Annotated in this window: 24 protein-coding genes; 10 read left to right on the top strand and 14 right to left on the bottom strand. The window is 63.4% G+C overall.

Features of this window, described 5'->3' with window-relative positions:
* Window positions 1–148: 148 nt before the first annotated feature.
* The 4 genes from rpoH to ftsY all read right to left on the bottom strand — a co-directional run bounded on the left by rpoH (window position 149) and on the right by ftsY (window position 4,244).
* Window positions 149–1,003, bottom strand: a complete 855-nt coding sequence (rpoH, locus tag IG627_RS05480) for an RNA polymerase sigma factor RpoH (protein ID WP_193190777.1) — start codon at window positions 1,001–1,003, stop codon at window positions 149–151.
* 259 nt (window positions 1,004–1,262) lie between these two features.
* Window positions 1,263–2,282 (bottom strand): permease-like cell division protein FtsX, encoded by a 1,020-nt coding sequence (ftsX, locus tag IG627_RS05475; RefSeq protein WP_193190775.1) that lies wholly within the window; start codon window positions 2,280–2,282, stop codon window positions 1,263–1,265.
* A complete protein-coding gene (gene ftsE, locus IG627_RS05470; protein WP_193190787.1) occupies window positions 2,279–2,962 on the bottom strand; it encodes a cell division ATP-binding protein FtsE in 684 nt (227 codons plus the stop codon). Before ftsE ends, ftsX begins: the two co-directional genes overlap by 4 nt.
* Window positions 2,963–3,077: 115 nt before the next feature.
* The gene (gene ftsY / locus IG627_RS05465; RefSeq protein WP_193190766.1) at window positions 3,078–4,244 is read right to left on the bottom strand and encodes a signal recognition particle-docking protein FtsY; all 1,167 of its coding nucleotides are present in this window, start codon (window positions 4,242–4,244) and stop codon (window positions 3,078–3,080) included.
* 74 nt (window positions 4,245–4,318) lie between these two features.
* On the opposite strand from ftsY, the gene rsmD reads away from it, so the two are divergent.
* The 4 genes from rsmD (at window position 4,319) to sugE (ending at window position 7,616) form a co-directional block, all read left to right on the top strand.
* Entirely contained in the window at window positions 4,319–4,900 is a 582-nt protein-coding gene (gene rsmD / locus IG627_RS05460) for a 16S rRNA (guanine(966)-N(2))-methyltransferase RsmD (RefSeq protein WP_193190764.1), read from the top strand.
* Window positions 4,901–5,000: 100 nt separating this feature from the next.
* Window positions 5,001–5,480: a pantetheine-phosphate adenylyltransferase gene (gene coaD / locus IG627_RS05455; protein ID WP_193190762.1), complete on the top strand. Its 480-nt coding sequence runs from the start codon at window positions 5,001–5,003 to the stop codon at window positions 5,478–5,480.
* A gap of 57 nt (window positions 5,481–5,537) precedes the next feature.
* Window positions 5,538–7,280, top strand: a complete 1,743-nt coding sequence (gene ggt, locus IG627_RS05450; RefSeq protein ID WP_319024505.1) for a gamma-glutamyltransferase — start codon at window positions 5,538–5,540, stop codon at window positions 7,278–7,280.
* Window positions 7,281–7,292: 12 nt separating this feature from the next.
* Window positions 7,293–7,616, top strand: coding sequence for a quaternary ammonium compound efflux SMR transporter SugE (gene sugE, locus IG627_RS05445; RefSeq protein ID WP_193190760.1), 324 nt, complete (start codon window positions 7,293–7,295; stop codon window positions 7,614–7,616).
* Here sugE and IG627_RS05440 read toward each other — a convergent pair.
* The 7 genes from IG627_RS05440 to radC form a co-directional block, all read right to left on the bottom strand.
* On the bottom strand, window positions 7,557–8,156 hold the full coding sequence (locus tag IG627_RS05440) for an amidohydrolase family protein (protein ID WP_193190758.1): 600 nt from the start codon (window positions 8,154–8,156) through the stop codon (window positions 7,557–7,559). The two genes, sugE and IG627_RS05440, sit on opposite strands and share 60 nt — an antisense overlap.
* Window positions 8,157–8,217: 61 nt before the next feature.
* Window positions 8,218–8,769, bottom strand: coding sequence for a disulfide bond formation protein B (locus tag IG627_RS05435; protein ID WP_193190756.1), 552 nt, complete (start codon window positions 8,767–8,769; stop codon window positions 8,218–8,220).
* 9 nt (window positions 8,770–8,778) lie between these two features.
* A complete protein-coding gene (locus IG627_RS05430) occupies window positions 8,779–8,931 on the bottom strand; it encodes a DUF5993 family protein (RefSeq protein ID WP_226864751.1) in 153 nt (50 codons plus the stop codon).
* A gap of 116 nt (window positions 8,932–9,047) precedes the next feature.
* Window positions 9,048–9,863, bottom strand: a complete 816-nt coding sequence (gene mutM, locus IG627_RS05425) for a bifunctional DNA-formamidopyrimidine glycosylase/DNA-(apurinic or apyrimidinic site) lyase (protein ID WP_193190753.1) — start codon at window positions 9,861–9,863, stop codon at window positions 9,048–9,050.
* Window positions 9,864–10,073: 210 nt separating this feature from the next.
* Window positions 10,074–10,229, bottom strand: a complete 156-nt coding sequence (gene rpmG / locus IG627_RS05420) for a 50S ribosomal protein L33 (RefSeq protein ID WP_183460242.1) — start codon at window positions 10,227–10,229, stop codon at window positions 10,074–10,076.
* Window positions 10,230–10,279: 50 nt separating this feature from the next.
* The gene (gene rpmB / locus IG627_RS05415) at window positions 10,280–10,516 is read right to left on the bottom strand and encodes a 50S ribosomal protein L28 (RefSeq protein ID WP_067083837.1); all 237 of its coding nucleotides are present in this window, start codon (window positions 10,514–10,516) and stop codon (window positions 10,280–10,282) included.
* A 295-nt stretch (window positions 10,517–10,811) separates the two neighbouring features.
* Window positions 10,812–11,486, bottom strand: coding sequence for a RadC family protein (gene radC / locus IG627_RS05410; RefSeq protein ID WP_193190751.1), 675 nt, complete (start codon window positions 11,484–11,486; stop codon window positions 10,812–10,814).
* A gap of 117 nt (window positions 11,487–11,603) precedes the next feature.
* On the opposite strand from radC, the gene coaBC reads away from it, so the two are divergent.
* The 4 genes from coaBC (at window position 11,604) to slmA (ending at window position 16,925) form a co-directional block, all read left to right on the top strand.
* Entirely contained in the window at window positions 11,604–12,815 is a 1,212-nt protein-coding gene (gene coaBC, locus IG627_RS05405) for a bifunctional phosphopantothenoylcysteine decarboxylase/phosphopantothenate--cysteine ligase CoaBC (RefSeq protein WP_193190749.1), read from the top strand.
* A gap of 39 nt (window positions 12,816–12,854) precedes the next feature.
* A complete protein-coding gene (locus tag IG627_RS05400) occupies window positions 12,855–15,242 on the top strand; it encodes a phosphomannomutase/phosphoglucomutase (protein ID WP_193190747.1) in 2,388 nt (795 codons plus the stop codon).
* Window positions 15,243–15,296: 54 nt separating this feature from the next.
* On the top strand, window positions 15,297–16,226 hold the full coding sequence (argB, locus tag IG627_RS05395; RefSeq protein ID WP_193190745.1) for an acetylglutamate kinase: 930 nt from the start codon (window positions 15,297–15,299) through the stop codon (window positions 16,224–16,226).
* A gap of 93 nt (window positions 16,227–16,319) precedes the next feature.
* Window positions 16,320–16,925 carry a nucleoid occlusion factor SlmA gene (slmA, locus tag IG627_RS05390; protein ID WP_193190744.1) on the top strand — a complete coding sequence of 202 codons (606 nt, stop codon included), beginning with the start codon at window positions 16,320–16,322 and terminating at the stop codon, window positions 16,923–16,925.
* A 53-nt stretch (window positions 16,926–16,978) separates the two neighbouring features.
* Here the strand turns inward: slmA and IG627_RS05385 are convergent, their stop codons facing one another.
* Window positions 16,979–17,593 (bottom strand): hypothetical protein, encoded by a 615-nt coding sequence (locus IG627_RS05385; protein ID WP_193190742.1) that lies wholly within the window; start codon window positions 17,591–17,593, stop codon window positions 16,979–16,981.
* A gap of 43 nt (window positions 17,594–17,636) precedes the next feature.
* Window positions 17,637–18,290: an orotate phosphoribosyltransferase gene (gene pyrE / locus IG627_RS05380; protein ID WP_193190740.1), complete on the bottom strand. Its 654-nt coding sequence runs from the start codon at window positions 18,288–18,290 to the stop codon at window positions 17,637–17,639.
* Window positions 18,291–18,404: 114 nt separating this feature from the next.
* On the opposite strand from pyrE, the gene IG627_RS05375 reads away from it, so the two are divergent.
* Window positions 18,405–19,172 carry an exodeoxyribonuclease III gene (locus tag IG627_RS05375; RefSeq protein ID WP_193190738.1) on the top strand — a complete coding sequence of 256 codons (768 nt, stop codon included), beginning with the start codon at window positions 18,405–18,407 and terminating at the stop codon, window positions 19,170–19,172.
* A gap of 118 nt (window positions 19,173–19,290) precedes the next feature.
* Here IG627_RS05375 and rph read toward each other — a convergent pair whose 3' ends face one another.
* Window positions 19,291–20,010, bottom strand: a complete 720-nt coding sequence (gene rph, locus IG627_RS05370; RefSeq protein WP_193190736.1) for a ribonuclease PH — start codon at window positions 20,008–20,010, stop codon at window positions 19,291–19,293.
* Between the two features lie 137 nt (window positions 20,011–20,147).
* Between rph and IG627_RS05365 the strand changes: the two genes are divergently transcribed.
* Window positions 20,148–21,029 (top strand): YicC/YloC family endoribonuclease, encoded by an 882-nt coding sequence (locus IG627_RS05365; protein WP_193190734.1) that lies wholly within the window; start codon window positions 20,148–20,150, stop codon window positions 21,027–21,029.
* Window positions 21,030–21,110: the final 81 nt, after the last annotated feature.

Here is a 21,110-nt window from a genome sequence, read left to right as displayed (position 1 = left end):
AGTGATTAGTTTTTTCCCTTTCCCTCCTTTTGGGGGGGGGGGGGGGGGGGCGGGGGGGGGGGGGGCCCCCCCCCCCGTTCCTACAAGGGCACACAAACAAAAAACCGCGCTGTTGCGCGGTTTTTCGGCTGGAGAAAAGTGCGCTCTATCAGGCTTCCATAGCCACGCGCACTTTCTTCATCGCGTTCTTTTCCAGCTGGCGGATGCGCTCGGCGGAGACGCCGTACTTGTCCGCCAGTTCGTGCAGGGTGGATTTCTCCTCGGACAGCCAGCGCGCCTGGATGATATCGCGGCTGCGCTCGTCCAGCTGCTCCAGCGCGGCGGCCAGGCTGCTGAGGTTGGTCTCCTGCCAGTTGTCCCGCTCCAGCTGGGCGGCCGGGTCGAAGCGGCGGTCCTCCAGGTAGTGGGCCGGCGCCTGCCAGGCGCTGTCGTCATCGTCATCAACACCGGCATCGAAGGCAGCATCGTGGGCGGCCAGGCGGCCCTCCATCTCGTGCACGTGGGCCACATCGACATTCAGGTCGGCGGCCACCGCCTTGGCCTCGTCGTTGGTCAGCCAGGCCAGTTTCTTCTTCTGCCCGCGCAGGTTGAAGAACAGCTTGCGCTGCGCCTTGGTGGTGGCAATCTTGACGATGCGCCAGTTGCGCAGGATGAATTCGTGTATCTCGGCCTTGATCCAGTGCACCGCAAACGATACCAGGCGCACGCCCTTCTCCGGGTTGAAGCGCTTGACCGCCTTCATCAGGCCGACATTGCCCTCCTGGATCAGGTCGCCCTGGTTCAGGCCGTAGCCGGAGTAGGATTTGGCGATATGCACCACGAAGCGCAGGTGCGACATCACCAGCTGACGCGCCGCATCCAGGTCTTCGCGGTAGTAGAGGTCTTCGGCCAGCCGCTTCTCCTCCTCGGCGGACAGCACCTCGAAGCTGCTGACCGTCTGGATATAGGCGCCCAGGTTGGCGCCCGGAGACAGCGTATGTACTGGCTGCAGGCTGGTTCCCATTCAGGTCTCTCCTCTGAAATCTCGTGTGCCGGTCTTTCCGGCTGCCGCTTGCAGTAGATCGGGCCACAAACTGACCCCAGCGGCAAATTGGTTAGGAGTGTAGCACTAGCGCGACCGCCTTAGGAAGCCCGGCTGGCGGCGCCTCGATCCATCCCCAAACCCCGAAAAACCGGGCTCTTAGAGGGGTTATCCACAGGGCGGGTTCCGCACCCGCAGCCGTCTTTACGCTTCTTGACCTGACCAATCGGTCTACAAGTGATCAGCGGGGTTCTATGGCCCGGATATGCCGCGCCACTGCCAGCCAGGCGCCGACCAGGCCGAGCAGTGCAGCGCCGGCCGTCAAGCCCAGCAGATAGGGAAAGCCGGGGCCGTGCAACACATAGCCACTGCCATAAGAGGAGGAAAGTCCCGCTACCGGCCCGGACAGCAGCGCCACGCCGCCGGCCACCAGCAACCAGGCCAGCAACCCGCCGAAAAAACCGTAGCAGAGACCGCTGTACAGGAAGGGGCGACGCACGAAGGCATCGGTGGCACCCACCAGCTTCACCACCAGTATCTCCTCACGGCGATTCTCGATATGCAGGCGGATGGTGTTGACCACCACCAGCAGCACCCCCAGTGCCAGCAGCAGCGCCAGGCCGGCGGACAGTCGCCGCCCCAGCTCGGTCAGTTGCGCCAGCCGCTGCACCCAGGCCATATCCAGCACGACAGCATCGGTCAGGGCGCTGTCGCGCAGCTTCTCTGCAAGCGCTTCCAGCTCGCCGCTGTCCGTATTCCGCGGACGCAGCAGCAGCACCGCCGGCAGGGGATTGGCGTCGAGGCCGGCGAGGGCATCACCGAGTCCCGAGGCCTCCTGGAACTCCGCCAAGGCGCCTTCGGGGGAAATATAGGTGACTTCGACGATGGCCGGATCCGCGCGCAGCCCTTCCGTGTAGGATCGCACCGCGGCCTCGCGCGCGCTCTTGTGCAGGAATACCGAGATCTGCGGCTGGCCATCCCAGCCCGCCACCGCGCGCTGGAAATTGACCAGCCCCAGTTGCAGTGCCGCCGGCAGGGCCAGGGCAATGGCGATCACCAGCGCGGTCATGGCGCTGGCGAGTGGTGTGGCGAAGAAACGGCGCAGGGACTCGACAGCCATTTCGCGGTGGTGTCCCAGCCAGCTGTGCCAGCGGTCGCTGACACCGGTGCGCGCAGTCACCGCACCGGCGGAGCGCTGAGGTCTGGTTTCCGGCGCCTGCCGGCGGGTATTCTTCTTGACGTTAGGGGTAGGCTGCTTCACGGCTGGGCCCTTCGTCCTAAATAGGCGTCGTAGATCAACTGGCCGGCCTGCAGCGTGAGCACCCGGCGTTTCATGCGCGCAACCAGTTCCAGATCGTGGCTGGCCACCATGACGGTGACACCCACGGCATTGAAGTCGGCGAAAAGCTGCATGATCTCCGCCGACAGCTGCGGGTCCAGGTTGCCGGTGGGCTCGTCCGCCACCAGAATGGCCGGCTTGTTCACCACCGCGCGGGCGATACCGACGCGCTGCTGCTCGCCACCGGACAACACTATCGGGTTCTGCTTCTCCTTGTGCAGCAGGCCCACCTTGTCCAGCGCCGCGCGCACCCGGCGACCGAGCTCGCGCTTGCTGCAACCGGCCACCGACAGCGGCAGAGCCACATTATCGAAGACGCTGCGGTCGAACAGCAGCTGGTGGTTCTGGAAGACGATTCCGAGGTTGCGGCGGTAGTAGGGGATCTGGCCGTTGCGCAGCCGGTTCAGGTTCTGCCCGGCCACCAGGATGCTGCCGCGGGTGGGCCTCTCTATGGCGGTGAGCAGTCTCAGCAGTGTGCTCTTGCCGGCGCCCGAGTGCCCGGTCAGGAACACCATATCGCCGCGCTCTATCTCCAGGCTGACGCGCACCAGGGCGTCCTGGCCGGATTCGTAGCGTTTGTTGACACTGTCAAAGGTGATCATCGGGGCAATATGGTTTTTGTTCTGGTTGTAGGTGCTCTGCTGCAAAACAAGCGTTCATTGGCTCGTCATACCGGCGAAGGCCGGAATGACGATAGCGCTTCTACAGGTAAAAAAATCAGGCCGGCTCCCTGCCGAACAGCGCAGCGACAAATTCCTTCGCCACAAACGGCTGCAGATCTTCCGCCTGTTCACCGACACCGATAAAGCGTACCGGAATGCCGAACCTGCGCGCCAGGGCAAAGATCACACCGCCCTTGGCGGTACCGTCCAGTTTGGTCAGTACCAGCCCGGTGACACCGGCAGCGTCGCGGAACTGTTCCGCCTGGCTGAGGGCGTTCTGGCCGGTGCCGGCATCCAGCACCAGCAACACCTCGTGGGGCGCGCTTGGGTCCAGCTTGCCCATGACCCGGCGCACCTTGGTCAGTTCCTCCATCAGATTGGACTTGGTGTGCAGGCGGCCGGCGGTATCGGCGATTACCACATCGACGCCCCTGGCCTGGGCAGACTGTACCGCATCGAAGATGACAGAGGCGCTGTCAGCGCCCGTGTGCTGGGCCACCACCGGCACATTGTGGCGCTGGCCCCAGACCTGCAGTTGCTCCACCGCCGCCGCGCGGAAGGTATCGCCCGCGGCCAGCATCACCGACTTGCCCTCGCCCAGGTAGCGGTGCGCCAGCTTGCCAATGGTGGTGGTCTTGCCGACGCCGTTGACGCCGACGACCAGAATGACGAAGGGGGTTTTTCCGCTGTCGACGGCCAGCGGCGCCTCGACCTTGTCCAGCAGTTGCGCCAGCTCCTGCTGCAGCGCCCGGTACAGCGCCTCGCCGTCCGCCAGCTCGCGGCGGGAGACCCGGTCGGTGAGACGGTCGACGATTTCGCTGGTGGCCTCGACGCCCACGTCCGCCATCAGCAGCTGGGTCTCCAGCTCCTCCAGCAGTTCCTCGTCTATCTCCTTGGCGCCGAGGAAGAGGTTGCCCATGCCCTCGGCGAACTGGCTGCTGGTGCGGCTGAGGCCGCGGCGGATACGGGCGAAGAAACCCTCTTTCCTGGCCGGCTTTTCCGGCTCTGCCGGAGCCGGCTCCGCGGCGGCGGGCTCGGGCGCACGCTCGTCAACCGCTTCGACTTCGGTCTCGACAGCTTCGGGCCCGGAGGCGACGGTTTCTTCGATCGATTCCGGGGCCGCTGGCTCAGCTACTGGGGTCTCGGTCACCGATTCGGGGGCCGCCGGCGTCTCCGTTTCGTCGGGCTTGGATTTCTTTTTGCGCAGGAAGTCAAAGATCATTCGTGGGTCCGGGTGTACCGCTTGCGGAAAGGCGCTAATCTTAGCACCGCTCAAGCCCCCAGTAGAGAGTTACCTTGTCCAGACGCCCCCAGCGCAAAACTTCCCCGCAAACCCTGTCCCAGCTGCGCATCATCGGCGGCCGCTGGCGCGGGCGCAAACTGCAGTTCGCCCCGGTGGAGGGACTGAGACCCACCGGCGACCGACTGCGCGAAACCCTGTTCAACTGGCTGCAGTTCCACCTGCCCGATGCCCGCTGCCTGGACCTGTTCGCCGGCTCCGGCGCCCTGGGACTGGAGGCGCTGTCCCGCGGCGCGGCGGAAGTGGACTTTGTCGAACTGAACCGCAGTGCGGCGCAGACCCTGGGGGATCAACTGAAACTGCTAGGGGCCGACAATGGCCGGGTGCACCACGCCAGCGCGGCAGACTTTCTCGCCGGCACTGCGGCCAGCTACGATATCGTCTTCATGGATCCGCCCTTTGCCGGCGACCTGTGGCAACAGACCCTGGCTGCGCTGACAGGGCACCTGGCGGAAGGCGCCCTGGTCTATGTGGAGACGCCCCGTGAAAAGGCCATCGCCCTACCGGCGGACTGGCAGATCGAAAAGGAGAAGCGGGCGGGGCAGGTGTGCTTGCGATTGTTGCGCGCTGGCGGCTAGATCGCAGATTCTGCGTTCCTCCGTTTGAGCCCCTGTTTTGAGGCTCGGGGGCAAATTGTTTACCATGCGCCTCCCATTTGACCCGCAATGAAACCTGGCTATGAAGAAAGTCGTTTACCCCGGAACCTTCGACCCCATCACCAATGGTCATATGGACCTGGTAGAGCGGGCCTGTCGCCTGTTTGACCATGTGATCGTCGCGGTGGCCGCGAGCAGCCGCAAGAATCCGCTGTTCACGCTGGACGAGCGGGTGGAACTGGCCCAGCGGGTACTGGGGCATCTGCCCAATGTGGAGGTGATCGGCTTCGATATCCTGCTCGCCGACCTGGTGCGCCAGGTGGACGCCTACGGCGTACTGCGCGGTCTGCGCGCGGTATCCGACTTCGAGTACGAATTCCAGCTCGCCAATATGAACCGCCAGCTGGCGCCGAATATGGAGAGCCTGTTCCTGACCCCGGCGGAGCACCTCTCCTACATATCCTCATCACTGGTGCGCGAGATCGCCTCCCTCGGCGGCGACGTGACCAAATTCGTGCCGCCAGCCGTGCAGGAAGCCCTGCTGCAGAAGTTTACTAAATAGACAATCGGCGATATCTGTTACACTCGGGCGGATTTTACACAGTCCGCGGAGTGTTATGTGCGCTACCTGACTCTCGCCCTTCTTCTGTTCACTGCTCTTACGGCCGAGGCCGCGCCGAGCGCCGCGGCCATACACGAGGCCCAGCCGGAAATCGCCACCGGTCGCAGTGAGGTCAAGTCTGCCACTGCCAGTGAGTATATGGCGGTGACCGCCAACCCCCATGCCAGTCGCGCCGCCCTGCAGATACTTTCCCGCGGCGGCACGGCCGTGGATGCGGCCATCGCCGCGCAATTGGTGCTGGGACTGGTGGAACCCCAGTCCTCCGGTATCGGTGGCGGCGCCTTTATGCTGAGCTACGATGCCGCGCGCAAGGAGCTGCAGTACTACGATGGCCGCGAGACGGCCCCCGCGGGCGTGGACGAAAACTACTTTGTGGTCGACGGCCGCCCGCGCCCCTTCCTGCAGGCGGTGATCGGCGGCTACTCGGTGGGCGTACCCGGCGTGGTGCGCATGCTGGAGCTGGCGCACCAACGGGACGGCAAACTGCCCTGGGCCTCGCTGTTCCAGCCGGCCATCGAACTCGCCGAATCCGGTTTCGCCATTTCACCGCGCCTGCACCAGCTGTTGGCGAAGCTGCCCCAGGTGGCGGCGCGCCCGGCGATCCGCAACTACTTCTTCGACGAGCGCGGCGAGCCGCTGCCGGTGGGTCACCGCCTGACCAACCCGGATTACGCACAGACACTGCGCGCCATCGCCAAGGGCGGCGCCGACGCTTTCTACCGCGGGGAAATCGCCGAGACAATCGTAAGCGCGGTGGCCGAGGACCCGGTCAACCCCGGCCTGCTAACGATGGAAGACATGGCCGCTTACCGGGCCAAAGTGCGCGATCCGCTGTGCTCGTCCTTTCTCGAATACCGCGTCTGCGGCGCCGATGCGCCGTCTTCCGGGGGCACCACCGTCGGCGCTATCCTGGGCAAGCTGGGACAGTTCCCGCTACAGGAATATGAAGTCGGCAGCAGCGAGCTCACGCACCTGTTCATCGAGGCGTCCGAGCTGGCATTTGCCGACCGCAATACCTATCTGGGGGATGCGGACTTTGTCAGCGTGCCCAGCCAGTCACTGGTGGCATCCGGCTATCTGGCCGAACGCGCGCAGCTGATAGATCCGGAAACGGCGACCGAGGCGGTGCCGGGCGATCCGGTCGCCTTCGAGCAGAAGCGACTGACGGCACAATCGCCGGAACTGCCCAATACCAGTCACCTGGTGATCGTGGACCAGTACGGCAACGGCGTCAGCATGACCACCAGCATCGAAACCGGGTTCGGCTCGCGCCTGCTGGTAAAGGGCTTCCTGCTCAACAACCAGCTGACCGACTTCTCCTTTACTCCGAAGAACGGGCAGGGCGCGCTGGTGGCCAATCGCATACAGCCCGGCAAGCGCCCCCGCTCCTCCATGTCACCGACCGTCGTATTCAACAGGGACGGCAGCCTGCGCCTGCTGGTGGGCTCCCCCGGCGGCTCGCGAATCATCGACTACACGGCGCGCACCATCCTCTACCATCTGGGGCTGGACATGCCCATCGCCGACGCCATTGCCGCCGGCAATATCGGTGCTATCGGCGGCCGTGTGGAGCTGGAACCGGGCTTTTTCAGCACGGACACGGTAAGAAACCTGGAAAAGCTCGGGCACAAAATAGTACAGCGCGATCTCAACAGCGGTATACATGCCATTGCTCTCAGGAACGGCCGGCTGTTCGGCGGCGCCGACCCGCGGCGCGAGGGCAGTGCGCTCGGCAATTGAGGAGTATCCACCATGACAAGCCCGTGGTTTTTCCTGTTGATCGCCGGCCTGCTGGAAATCGGCTGGGCCATAGGTCTCAAGTACACCCAGGGTTTTACCCGGCCACTCGCCAGCAGCCTGACGGTGCTGGCGATGATCGCCAGCTTCTATTTCCTCGCCCAGGCGCTGAAAGTGATCCCGGTGGGCACCGGCTACGCGGTCTGGACCGGAATCGGCGCGGTGGGGACGGCAATCCTCGGCATAGTGCTGTTTTCCGAATCCACAGCGCTGCCGCGGTTAGCGTGCATCGGGCTGATCGTGGCGGGCATCATCGGTCTGAAGCTGACCTCCGCCTGATGGCGAGATAGTTTTTTCCAGCAGCTTCACGGCCCCCTGTCCGCGCAGCACGCCGATGGCGAGACCATTCTCGTCCTTCTCGATCACGCCGCCCTCGGGGTCGGGCGTATCGCTGTTGATACCGGCCGCGGCGAGGCCCTCGGAATTGGTCCAGACACTTTGATGGTCGCGGGAAATAAGCACTATCGGCACAAAGTCGCTGACCTGGTCCAGCTGTGCCTTGTGCGGTGGCACCGCGCCGAAGGCGGTCGCATCCCAACCCTTGCCCACAATCACCTGCAGTTCCGGGTTGTCGCGCATAAATTTTTCCACCGCCTGCACATAGTCCGCCGCACTGCGCCCCCCGCGCAGATCCACCAGCCGCTCGACGCCGGGCACACTCAGTGGCTCCTGTTCCGGCGCGGCCGGCCGCGGCTCGGCGGGCGACAACGCCGCCCCGTTGGCAGTGGGCCCGGAATCTCCGCTCCCACTCCGCGGCGCCTCCGGGCGGCCGCAGGCAACTAGCAGTGCGGCCAGGCAGACCAGCCAGACAGTTTTCATCTTTTCCTCCGCGGCACAGGTCCAGGCTATTGGGGAAGTATAGAAAGGGCGTCGACGAGGGCTAGGGCAGCCACTGGTAGCGCGTGGGGTTGTCAGGGCAGGGGCCCAGGCCACACTCCAGTGTCGTGGAGACAACGTTGACTACCAGAATGGCAAGAAACACCAGGGCGGCGTAGCGGGCCAGGGGCGTCAGCTTGCGCGGCGCCGTGTCGCTGCCTGCAGCATCGCTCATCAGCATCAGCCCGCAGTAGACCAGGAGTGCGAGGAAGATCAGCAGCGCCCAGGTATAGAAGTGCAGACCCAGAAACGGGGAACCGAATCCCGGATCGCCCGGGGCTATATGCAGCAGCACCTGGCGCGCCGACGCCACCACACCCGCCAGGGCGGACAACACCACTATGCCCTGGTGCAAGGGGCGGTTGCCGAAGCGCAGGTTCATCAGCAGGCCGATGCCGACCATGATGAAGGCGACGCGCTGCAGCAGGCACAGGGGGCAGGGAAGCTCCTTCACTAGCAGCTGCCAGCCGAAGGCAAACCAGAGTGTGGCGCTGACTGCCAGCAGAGCCAGGGCGTCCAGCCAGCGGGCGTTGCGGCCTAGGACGGAAATCTTCACCGGAGTCTCCTAGAGGGAAATATTGAGCGAGCTCGTCATGTGGTAGAAGCACCAGGCGATATAAATGGCCAGGGTGACAAACCACCAACCGATACTGGCGTCGCGGCGACCGCGCCAGGCGAACCAGGCCGACAACAGGCTGGTAACGAAAGGCAGCATCATGATCACGGGTCGGCTCCTCACTTTGCGGGGCTGACGACACGCGGATGTTAGTGTGGCGCCGGGGCCAATCCCAGGCGGGTCGAACTTGGCGCTGGCAGTTTTTGCAGTAAGAGCCCTCAGCGCTGACAGTTGCTGCAAAAAAAGGTGTTGCGCTGGCCGAGGACCATATCGCGCACCGGGCGCCCGCAGGTCGGGCAGGGCTCGCCGCTGCGGCCGTAGACATTGAGCTGCTGGGCGAAATAACCGGGCTGGCCGTCGCCGCCGATAAAGTCGCGCAGCGTGGTGCCCCCCTGCTCGATGGAGCGCGCCAGCACCTGCTTGATGGCATCAACCAAGCGCTGGTAGCGGACGCGGGAGATGGAGCCGGCAGCCTTGTCCGGGCGAATACCGGCGAGAAACAGGGACTCGCTGGCGTAGATATTGCCGACGCCCACGACGATACGACCATCCATGATCAAGGTCTTAACCGACTGGCGGCGACCGCGGGAGGTCTCGAACAGGTAGTCGCCGCTGAATTCGCCCGACAGGGGTTCGGGGCCCAGATGGGCCAGCAGGTCGTGGGCGACCGGGTCGGCATCTGTCCACAGCAGGGCGCCGAAGCGACGGGGATCCCGGTAGCGCAGGATCAGGCCGCTATCCAGTTCCCAGTCGATATGGTCGTGTTTTTCAGCCGCAACTTCCGGGCCGACCAGACGCAGGCTGCCGGACATGCCCAAATGCCAGATGGCGCAGCCGCGATCCGTGTGCACCAGCAGGTACTTGGCGCGACGCTCCAGGCGCAGGACCTTGGCGCCGGCGATACGCTTCTCGAAGTCATTCTCCACCGGCCAGCGCAGCCGGCGCTGGCGCACTTTGGCCGAGCGCACGACATGCCCCTCCAGGTGTGGGGCCAGGCCGCGGCGGGTGGTTTCTACTTCTGGTAATTCCGGCATTTGTCTTTTCCCGGCGTTCAGTACTTTGGGGCCTGTAGCTAGATCCGTGGCGGCCCTGCTACCGGTAGTTGTTTGCCGAGTCCCGAGTCCCGAGTCCCGAGTCCCGAGTCCCGAGTCCCGAGTCCCGAGTCCCGAGTCCCGAGTCCCGATCATTCAACCAAAAAAAAGCCCGGTAAAAACCGGGCTTTTCGAACTGTGCAGGGCAGGCAATTACTTGATTTTGCCTTCCTTGTACATCACATGCTTGCGGACAACGGGATCGTACTTTTTGATCTCCATTTTTTCCGGCATGTTGCGCTTGTTCTTGTCAGTGGTGTAGAAGTGGCCGGTACCGGCACTGCTGTTCAGGCGAATTTTCTCACGCATTGTTCTGTCTCCGATCTCTCAGCGGCCTGCCGCCGCCTGTATTTTCTGGCTTAGACTTTTTCGCCGCGGGCGCGCAGCTCGCTCAGCACGGTATCGATACCTTTCTTATCGATAACGCGCATACCTTTGGCGGAAACCCGCAGCTTCACGAAGCGCTTCTCGGACTCTACCCAGAAACGGTGGCTGTGCAGGTTGGGCACAAAGCGACGCTTGGTGCGGTTCTTGGCGTGGGATACATTGTTTCCGGTGACCGGGCGCTTACCGGTTACCTGACATACCTTGGACATCTGTTGGCCTCTTCAAAACTCTCTCGTGCCCGCGTCAGGGGATGCGGGGACATCAATTCGGGATTCTAATCCGGTTCCTGGGCGGCGGCGGAAACTGTTCAGAATCTGGCCCGGCCGCAAAGAGCGGCGTTTTATACCAGAAGAGCCCTGGGGGAGCAAGTTTTGTACAGCACAAATCTGGACTCCACAGACGGTTCACGGGCATTCCGCACTCATGAGGCGCATCCCTGCGCCTCACCCGCTTCGCGGGCAGCCTTCGACTGTGCAAATCTGCTCCAGGCAGATTTGTCCCATTCTACAGCAGCCCCTGCTCGGCAAACGACAGCGCTTCTCCCTCGCCGACGATCATATGGTCGAGCACCTTGATATCCACCAGTTCCAGCGCCTGGGTCAGGCGCTCGGTGATCCAGATATCCGCCTGGCTGGGCTCGCTGACGCCGGAGGGGTGGTTGTGGGCCAGGATGACCGCGGCGGCACTCCTCTGCAGGGCCGCCTGCACTACCTCACGGGGATAGACGCTGGCCGCGTTGAGGGTGCCCTCGAACAGCTCCTCGAAGGCGATCACCCGATGCTGGCTGTCCAGGTAGAGGCAGCAGAAGACCTCGCGCCTGCGGTGGCGCAACTGGGCGGAAAGATAGTCGCGCACTGCGCCGGGGCTACACAGGGCATCGGTGCGCTGCAGCGACTCCGCCAGGTGGCGCCGCGCCATTTCCAGTACTGCCTGCAGCTGCACGTACTTGGCATCACCGAGGCCCTTGCCGCGGCAAAACTCCTCCCGGTGTGCCTCCAGCAGCGGGCGCAGGCCGCCGAAATCCGCCAACAGCTGGCGCGCCAGGTCCACCGCCGACATCCCGGTCACACCGGTGCGCAGGAAGATCGCCAGCAGCTCCGCGTCCGAGAGCGCCCCCGCGCCCCGCTCCAGCAGCTTCTCCCGCGGCCGCTCCGCCGCAGGCCAGTCCGTGATCCGCATCCCTTCCTCCCTGAAGTTTCTGTGGTGACAGCCTCTTTGCCTTATTGAAAAGGCGCAGAAATGCTAATCTTACCCGCTCCCCCGATTTCGGAAACTCTTATCTCGAGTACAGCGCCTATGTCCTCCCTTGCCGACAAACGCATACTGCTGGGCATCAGCGGCGGTATCGCCGCCTACAAGAGCGCCGACCTGGTGCGCCGCCTCAAGGAGCACGGCGCCGAGGTGCGGGTGGTGATGACTGCCGGCGCGCGGGAGTTTGTGCAGCCGCTGACCTACCAGGCGCTGTCCGGCAATCCGGTGCATACGGACCTGCTGGATCCGGCCGCCGAGGCGGCCATGGGCCATATAGAGCTGGCCAAGTGGGCTCATCTGATTCTGATAGCACCCGCCAGCGCCCAGGTGCTGGCCAAGCTCGCTACCGGCATGGCCGACGACCTGCTCAGCACCCTGTGTCTCGCCAGCGAAGCCAGGCTGGCCCTGGCGCCGGCGATGAACCAGGCCATGTGGCGCCACCCGGCCACCGCGGCCAATGTGCAGACGCTGCGCGAGCGCGGTGCCTTCATCTGGGGGCCCGCTGCCGGTAGCCAGGCCTGCGGCGACGTGGGTCCCGGGCGCATGCTGGAGCCGGACACACTGGTCGCCGAAGCGCAATCACTGTTCGCGCCGCGCCAGTCTCTGGCCGGCAGGAAGGTGGCCATTACCGCCGGCCCCACCCGCGAGGCGCTGGATCCGGTGCGATTCCTCAGCAATCACAGTTCCGGCAAGATGGGCTTCGCCCTGGCGGCCGCGGCGCAGCGCGCCGGCGCCGAGGTGACACTGATCGCCGGCCCGGTCAATCTCCCTACTCCGTCGGGCGTGAAGCGGGTAGACGTGACCGGGGCCCTGGAAATGCGCGATGCCGCCGAGCGCGCCGCAGACCTGTGCGACATCTTTATCGGCGCGGCCGCGGTGGCCGATTTCCGCCCCGCGAAATTTGCCGAGCAGAAAATCAAGAAGCGGGAAGACAACAACGAGGAAACGGTGGCACTGGTCAAGAATCCCGACATAGTCGCCGGCATCGCCGCGCGCACCGAACGGCGGCCCTTTACCGTCGGCTTTGCCGCGGAAACGGAAAAAGTACTGGAGCACGCCCGCGGGAAACTGACGCGCAAGAAACTCGACATGATTGTCGCCAACGACGTCAGCGTCGCCGACGGCGGCTTCGACAGCGACCGCAATGCCGTCACCGTGATCGATGCCGCCGGTAGCGAGATGCTGCCATCGGCACTGAAAACCGAACTCGCAGAACAACTGATAGCTCGCATCGCCACCAGGGCACTGGCACCATAAAAATTGGCACAATAACTAATTGCGTTAGTGGAAATTTCCGTGGCTTCTCGAACCAGCACCAACCTCCTGTCGTTCTTTCACAGCGGCCAGCTGCTGCCGGCACTTCTCGCCGCCACCGCCTGGCTGGGTGGCGCCTACTACGTAGAGCGCAATATAGTCGCCCCGCGCAGCGCGGCGCAGGTGGAACAGGCCGCGCAGCAAGAGGCGGACGCCTATGCCGGTAAACTGCAGCAATACCTGGCCAGGCGCACACAGCAGCTGCGCAGTATCGACGCCGGCGACCAATCCACCGAAACGCTGCTGCAGGCCGCTGCACTTCCGGAAAATTCTTCGGCACAGCTGTTCGCGATCGACCAGGTGCGCGTCGGCGCCGGCGCAACTCCCGCACTCAATTTTGCCCTGGTGGATCTGCTCAAGCGCAGCGGAACCGACGCGCAACAACCGATTGAATTCCTGCGCACCGGCAGCGACAACAGCTGGCAGCTGCACACCTCCGTGGCACTGCAGGGAAAGCTGTTGCTGGTGACGCAATCCTTCGCCGCCTTTGAAGCAGAACTGAAAAAACTTGACAGCGGCAGCGGTCAAATTCAGTTGCTGCAGAAGTTTCCGGACGGTCCGGCACAGCCTCTCTGGACGAGCGGGCAGGGCAACGGTGGGCGGGCCAATGCGCCGGTGGATGGCAGTTACCTGACGGTGGCCTTCTCGCCCTCGGCAACTTTTGCCGAAGCGCACGGAATTTCTGCGCGCTGGGTCTATATAGGCGCAGCCGTCGGCCTGGTGGTTTCGCTGCTTTTACTGCTGCGCTTCCTGCCCCGCAACACTGTGGCGCCCTGGGAGCGCAGCGACAGGAGTGGGCAACGCAGCGACAGAAAAGACCGCGGCAACTCAGATTATCCAGAGCTGACGCCCGGGCAAGCCAACCCCCCAACCAGCGGCGACAGCGAGCCGGTAACCCAGGCCGCCCCCGCGGCACCGGAAGCCAATCGAACGCCCGAGCCCGGCAGCGAGACACCGGCAAAATCCGAGTTGCAGGTCAGTACGGACTTTCCCCGCCAGGTGTTCCGCGCCTACGATATTCGCGGTATCGCCGGTAGCGAGATCAATGAACCCTTCGCCTATCAACTGGGTCGCGCCCTCGGCACACTGGCGCAACACACCGGTGAGGAAATCCTGCTGGTGGGGCGCGACGGCCGCAACAGCAGTGAGCTGCTCAGCAATTGCCTGGTAGAGGGTATTCTCGACAGTGGCTGCAACGCCGTAAACCTGGGCCTAGTGCCATCACCGTTGCTCTATTACGCCTGTGCCAAAGGCAAGAATACCAGTAGCGGCGTGATGGTGACCGCGAGTCACAACCCGGCGGAATACAACGGCTTCAAGATTGTCCTGAAGGGCCGGCCGCTGGCGGAGGACAAATTGCAGCGCCTGCACCAGCTGATGCAGAAGGGCCCCTTCAAGAGCGGACAGGGCAGCAACCGCGAGCAGGACATCAAAGAGAATTACATCGACGAGATCTTCAATGACGTGGCCCTGGCCGGGCAGCCACACCTGGTGGTGGATGCCGGCAACGGCGCCACTTCCGTGCTGGCGCCACGACTGTTCGAACAGCTTGGCTGCGCAGTGACGCCACTCTTCTGCGAGATTGACGGCAACTTCCCCAACCACGCGCCGGATCCTTCCCGCCCGGAAAACCTGAAAGCACTGATCGAGAAGGTCGCGGAAACCGGGGCCGACCTGGGCGTGGCCCTGGACGGCGACGGTGACCGCGTCACCCTGATATCCGCTTCCGGCCGCATTGCCTGGGCGGACCAGCTGGTGATGCTGCTGGCCCGTGACATTCTGGCGCGCAATCCCGGTGAGGGCATCGTCTTCGATGTGAAGAGCAGCCGCGCGCTGGGACAACTGGTCAACCAGTACGGCGGCCGCCCGATCATGTGGAAAACCGGTCACGCGCCGATGAAAACCAAGATGCTGGAAACGGGCGCGATACTCGGCGGCGAGCTTTCCGGACACATCTTTATCAAGGATCGCTGGTTCGGTTTCGACGACGGCATCTACGCTGCCGCGCGCGTCCTCGAAATCATGGCGCTACGCGAACAGAGCCTCGACGAACTGCTGGACTCGCTGCCACAGATGATCAGCACACCGGAAATTCTGCTGCCCGCGGATGAGAAAGAGAAATTCGCAATCATAGAAAAACTGAAAAAGCAGGCGGATTTCGGTGATGCCGATATCAACACCATCGACGGCCTGCGCATAGAGTACAGCGACGGCTGGGGGCTGGTGCGCGCCTCCAACACTGGCGCGGCACTGACACTGCGCTTCGAGGCGGACAGCGACGAGGCGCTGGAGCGCATCCGCCAGCAGGTGATGGCACAGCTGAAGAAAGTAGACCCGAAGCTCACAGTGCCAGACTGGCAGCTCGTATAACGACTCAAGCATTACCGGTGCGCGTGGCGCACCCCCACGGATAGGAATTCCCATATGTCACTGGATAGCAAATCCGCCCTGCGCGTCGCCCAGGTATTGAATGAAGCGCTGCCCTACATCCAACGCTTTACCGACAAAACCATAGTGGTGAAGTTCGGCGGTAATGCGATGGTGGACGAGAAGCTGCAAAACAGCTTCGCCCGCGACATCATCCTGATGAAACTGGTGGGCATGAACCCGGTGGTAGTCCATGGCGGTGGCCCACAGATCGGCCAGCTGCTGGAGAAGCTCAGCATCGAATCCCGCTTTGTCGACGGCATGCGGGTCACCGACAGCGAGACCATGGATGTGGTGGAAATGGTCCTCGGCGGCACCGTGAACAAGCAGATCGTCAACCTGATCAACAAGAATGGCGGCCGCGCCGTGGGCGTGACCGGCAAGGATGGCCTGCTGATCAAGGCGAAGAAGCTGAAAATGCAGAGCGAGGCCGCCGGGCTGCACGCGTCGGAAATCATTGATATCGGCCATGTGGGCGAGGTGGAGAGCGTCAACACCGATGTGATCGACATGCTGCTCCACGGCGACTTTATCCCGGTGATCGCCCCCATCGGCGTGGGCGAGGACGGCGCCTCCTACAATATCAACGCCGACCTGGTGGCCGGCAAGATCGCAGAATACCTGAAGGCAGAAAAATTGATGTTGCTGACCAACGTCGCCGGCCTGCAGGACAAGAACGGCGAGGTGCTGACCGGGCTCAGCACCCTGCAGGTGGACGGCCTGATCGCCGACGGCACCATCTACGGCGGCATGCTGCCCAAGATCGCCTGCGCGCTGGACGCGGTGAAGGCCGGCGTGACCTCGGCGCACATCATCGACGGTCGCGTACCCCACGCGGTGCTGCTGGAAATCTTCACCGATAGCGGAGTGGGCACCCTGATCACCAATAATGGCCAACCAACAGCGGCCTCACCGGATAGTAATTGAAGCGGGACCGGCGAATCGGTAGGATTCCCGCGCTTTCTACATAGTGCGCACCCTTTTCCTGTTGCGCTACAAGGTATAACAACAAGGCAGCGAATGAGCAGCGAAAAAATCAACCGCCGTCAACAGATACTCCAGGCCCTGGCGCATATGCTCGAGGCCAGTCCCGGTGCGCGCATCACCACCGCGGCCCTGGCCAAGGAGGTGGGCTTTTCCGAGGCGGCGCTCTACCGCCACTTCCCCAGCAAGTCGAAGATGTTCGAGGGGTTGATCGAGTTTATCGAGGAGACGGTGTTCAGCCGCGTATCGCTGATACTGCAGGACGAGCCGTCGGCACTCGGGCGCTGCCAGAAAATCCTGCAATTGCTGCTGGCCTTCTGCGAGCGCAACCCGGGTATCACCCGCCTGCTCACCGGCGACGCCCTGACTGGTGAAACAGAGCGGCTGCACGGACGCATACTGCAGTTCTTCGACCGCCTGGAAACCCAGCTGAAACAGATTCTGCGCGAAGCGGAACTCCGCGAGCAGCTACGCCCTGCCATCCCCCTGGGTGCCGCCGCCAACCTGCTGCTGGCCAGCGCGGAAGGGCGCATCGTCCAGTACGTGCGCAGCGGTTTCAAGCGCAAGCCCACCGAGTACTGGGCGGAACAGTGGCCGGTGCTGATGGCGGGATTCTTTCGCGAGACGGCGCTGGCGCAGTGATGGGGAGGTGCGCCGCGCGCACCGATTGAGTTGAAGAGGCGGCCAGATGGTAGCTATTTTCCGGCGATCTCCGCATAGCGCGCCGCGGCCCTGTCGTATTCCTCGTTGATCGCCACCGCCTCCGCCTCGCGCCGACCCAGGCGCTCATTCAAAACGGCCACCTCTTCGCGCAGGTCGGCGATACGCTGCAACAGCTCGGGCGCCACCTCGCGCCCGGCCCGCTGGGTGCGCGCGGCAACCGACTCCTCCTGTTCTATCTGCCGGCCCAGGCTGCTGATATTGGAGCGCATGATCGCCATATCCTGCTCGACGGTCGCCAGCTTGCGCGCGCGGGCGCTCTCGATATCGGCGACGCTATTGAAGCGCTTGAGCAGCCGGTGGTCCTGCTCCCGCTGGGCCGCGCGACGTCGCTGCTCGGCCAGCTCTTCACCGGTCGGCGGCGGCGGCACTACCTTGAGGACCTGGCCGGAGAGGCTCAGTATCTCGTACCCCTTTGCCACAAAGCGCGGAGGCACCTGATCGTCCAGCACCTGGATGCCCTTTTCATCGGTGTAGCGGTAGAGAACCTTGCCGGTGATTTCGTCGCGCTTTTGCGCCTGGACACTGGTCCAGGGGATGACCAGGGCAACGGAGAGCAGCAGGACTGTTGGTAGGGGGGCGACTTTCATCGCTCTTCTCACTGAATAATGGAGCGCCTTGCGGGTCCCGGCTTTACTGCCCGGAGACACCGTAACGCTGCCGGTAATCGACGATTTTTTGTACTGTACCGCCGTCCTGCGACTCTTCCTTGAGATAGCTGATGATATGGTCCAGCTGCACAATACTGATGACCGGGATATTGTACTGGCGCTCCACTTCCTGAATAGCGGAGAGTTCACAATCCTCGCCGGCCTTCTCCTGGCGGTTCAGGCCGATCACCACGCCCGCGGCCTCTGCACCGTGCGCCTCGATGATCTGCATCACTTCGCGCACCGCGGTTCCCGCCGTAATCACATCGTCAATGATCAAAACCTTGCCAACAAGCGGCGCACCCACTAAGGTTCCGCCTTCGCCGTGATCCTTGGCCTCTTTGCGGTTGTAGCAGAAGGGCTTATCCACGCCTTTCTGCGCCAGCGCCACGGCAGTTACCGCGCCCAGCGGTATACCCTTGTAGGCCGGCCCGAAAATGACATCAAACTCCACCCCAGAAGCGAGTATCGCCTCGGCGTAGGCCTGACCCAGCGCTGCCAGTGCCGCACCGGTGTGGAAACGGCCGGCATTGAAGAAATAGGGGCTCTGGCGGCCAGATTTCAGGGTGAAATCGCCGAAACACAATACCTGATGGTCGAGGGCCAGTTGGATAAAATTGCGCTGATACTGCTGCATGGAAAATTGTTAACTATTGGCTAAGGTGAAGGGAGACTTCTCCGCAGAGATCTGTCGGAGAGTGACAGTAATAATGCTAGTAATCATACACAGTCCGCTGGTAAGGGGCTAATAATGCGAATAGTGAGTCTGTCGGTAGACGGCGTTCATCAGGCGGCACAGCGCGGCCTCTACGATTGGTTGGCGGATCAGGACGCGGATATCATCTGTCTGCAGGATCTGCGCTCCCTGGAGCCGGAGCTGGACCACCCGATCTTTCACCCCGACGGCTATTACAGCTACTTCTTCGATTCCGGTACGCCGCATGAGAATGGCGTGGCCATCTATACCCGCAGCCAGCCCAAGGCGATCATCTTCGGCATGGGCTTCGCCAACGGCGAAGATATGTACGGGCGCTACCTGCAGGCGGATTTCGAGCGCCTCAGCGTCGGCTCGCTGCTGGCGCCGACGGCCGGCGACGAGCCCACCCTGGAGAAGAAGGTGCAGTTCTTCGACGACATGCAGGCGCACCTGCACAAGATCAGCCGCAAACGCCGCGACTTCATCTTCTGTGGCAACTGGGGCATGGCGCACCGCCGCGCCGACGTGCAGAACTGGCAGGATCACCAGGACACACCCGGCTTTATGCGCCACGAGCAGCGCTGGCTGGACCAGTTGTTCAACGAGATCGGTTACGTCGACGCCTTCCGCAAAGTGGTCAAGGACGCGGACGAATTCACCTGGTGGCCGAGCGGCAATGCGGGCGAGGGCGATGGCTGGCGCACGGACATGCAGATAGTGTCACACACGCTGAAAAACCGCATCGAGTACGGCGCCATCAACAAGAACGTCGATTTCTCCAGCCACCTGCCGGTGATTATGGATTACGACCTGGAAGTCTAATGCGGAATGCTGAATACGCGATCTAGCTGATCGCCACCTGGACGACCGCTGGCCGCGATCGGAGCGGCGGCGGAAGCCCTGAAGCGCAGAGATGCCATTCCGCACTCCGCATTCAATACTATTCCTCCAGCGCCTTCCTCTGCAGCGCGACCAGCTCCTCAATCCCCGCCTTGCCCAGCGCCAGCATCTGCGCGAATTGCTTTTCGGTAAAGGGCGCGCCCTCGGCGGTGCCCTGAACCTCAATCATGCCGCCGTCTGCGGCCATCACCAGGTTCATGTCGGTATCGGCACTGCTGTCCTCCGGGTAATCCAGGTCCAGCACCGGCTCGCCGTCATAGATACCCACCGAAACAGCCGCAACCAGGTTCTTCAGCGGGTCGGTGGTGAGGGCCTTGTCCCGCTGCATGACGCGCAGCGCGTCGACCAGGGCCACGCAGGCACCGGTGATGGCCGCGGTGCGGGTGCCGCCGTCCGCCTGGATCACATCGCAGTCGAGGGTGATCTGGTTTTCCCCCAGCAGTTCCAGGTCCACCGCTGCGCGCAGGGAGCGGCCGATCAGGCGCTGGATTTCCACGGTGCGGCCGCTCTGCTTGCCCTTGGCCGCCTCACGCGGCATGCGCGATCCGGTCGAACGGGGCAACATACCGTACTCCGCGGTAATCCAGCCACTGCCCTGGCCGCGCAGGAAGCGCGGCACTTCGCTGGCCACAGATGCGTTACACAACACCTTGGTATCGCCGAACTCCACCAGTACCGAACCCTCCGCGTGGCGGGTGTAGTTGCGGGTAATTCGGATGGAGCGAAGTTGCGCTGGCGCGCGGCCGCTGGGACGCTGCATGGTTCACCTCAGTTTTTTCTGCTCAAAGCGCTGCATTATATACCCCATCCGGGCAGGCCGATCGGCTGTGCTATGATGCCCGGCCGCCGATACCGAACATCAGCCGATTGACAGAATACGCCTGCAGGGGAGCGACTATGGCCAGGGTTGAAAACAAAGTGCGCAGTATGACGGCATTCGGCCGCGCCGAGGCGCCCTACGCTACCGGCACGGCCATCTGGGAGCTGCGCTCGGTCAATCACCGCTACCTGGAACCCCACTTCCGCCTGCCCGAAGCCGCACGTCCGCTGGAAACCCAGCTGCGTGACACCCTGCGCAAAACCCTGTCCCGCGGCAAGCTGGAACTCACCCTGACCCTGAAGCCGAGCAACGTGGAAACCACCGGCCTGGAGATCAACCAACCACTGGCACAGGCGCTGGTCCAGGCGGCCGGGCAGGTGGCGCCCGGCCTGGACACCGCGCCCCTCAACCCGCTGCAGATCCTGCAGTGGCCGGGCGTAATCGCAGAACCGGAGACGGATGCCGAACAGCAGTCCGCCGCGACAATGCAGGCCTTCGGCGAGGCACTGGAGCAACTCTGTGCCAATCGCGGACGCGAGGGAGCGGAGCTGCGCAAATTTATCGAGGCGCGCCTGGAAGGCATCGAGATGCAGGTAAAACAGGTACGCGAATTGCTGCCGCAGATACTGCAGGCCCAGCGGGAGAAACTGCGCACGCGCCTGGAGGAACTGCTCGGCGAGCTGGATCGGGACCGGCTGGAACAGGAAATCGTACTGCTGGCGCAGAAAGCCGACGTGGACGAGGAGCTGGACCGCCTCGACGCCCACGTCGCTGAGACCCGTCGCGTACTCGCCGGCGGCGGCGCCATAGGGCGGCGGCTGGATTTCCTGATGCAGGAGTTCAACCGCGAGGCCAACACCCTGTCGTCCAAGTCCGTGGTTACCGATACCACCCAGGCGGCAGTGGAGCTGAAGGTACTGATCGAGCAGATGCGCGAGCAGGTACAGAATATCGAGTAGCCTCTAGGTAAACCGCAACAGATGTACTGCAACGCGCCCGGCATAAGCTCTTCGCCCGCCATGCCCCCCGGAACAATCCCG

The sequence above is a fragment of the Microbulbifer taiwanensis genome, assembly GCF_014904815.1.
GTDB lineage: Bacteria > Pseudomonadota > Gammaproteobacteria > Pseudomonadales > Cellvibrionaceae > Microbulbifer > Microbulbifer taiwanensis.
Note: the sequence above shows the minus strand (reverse complement) of the source record. Positions and strands in the feature narration are given on the sequence as shown.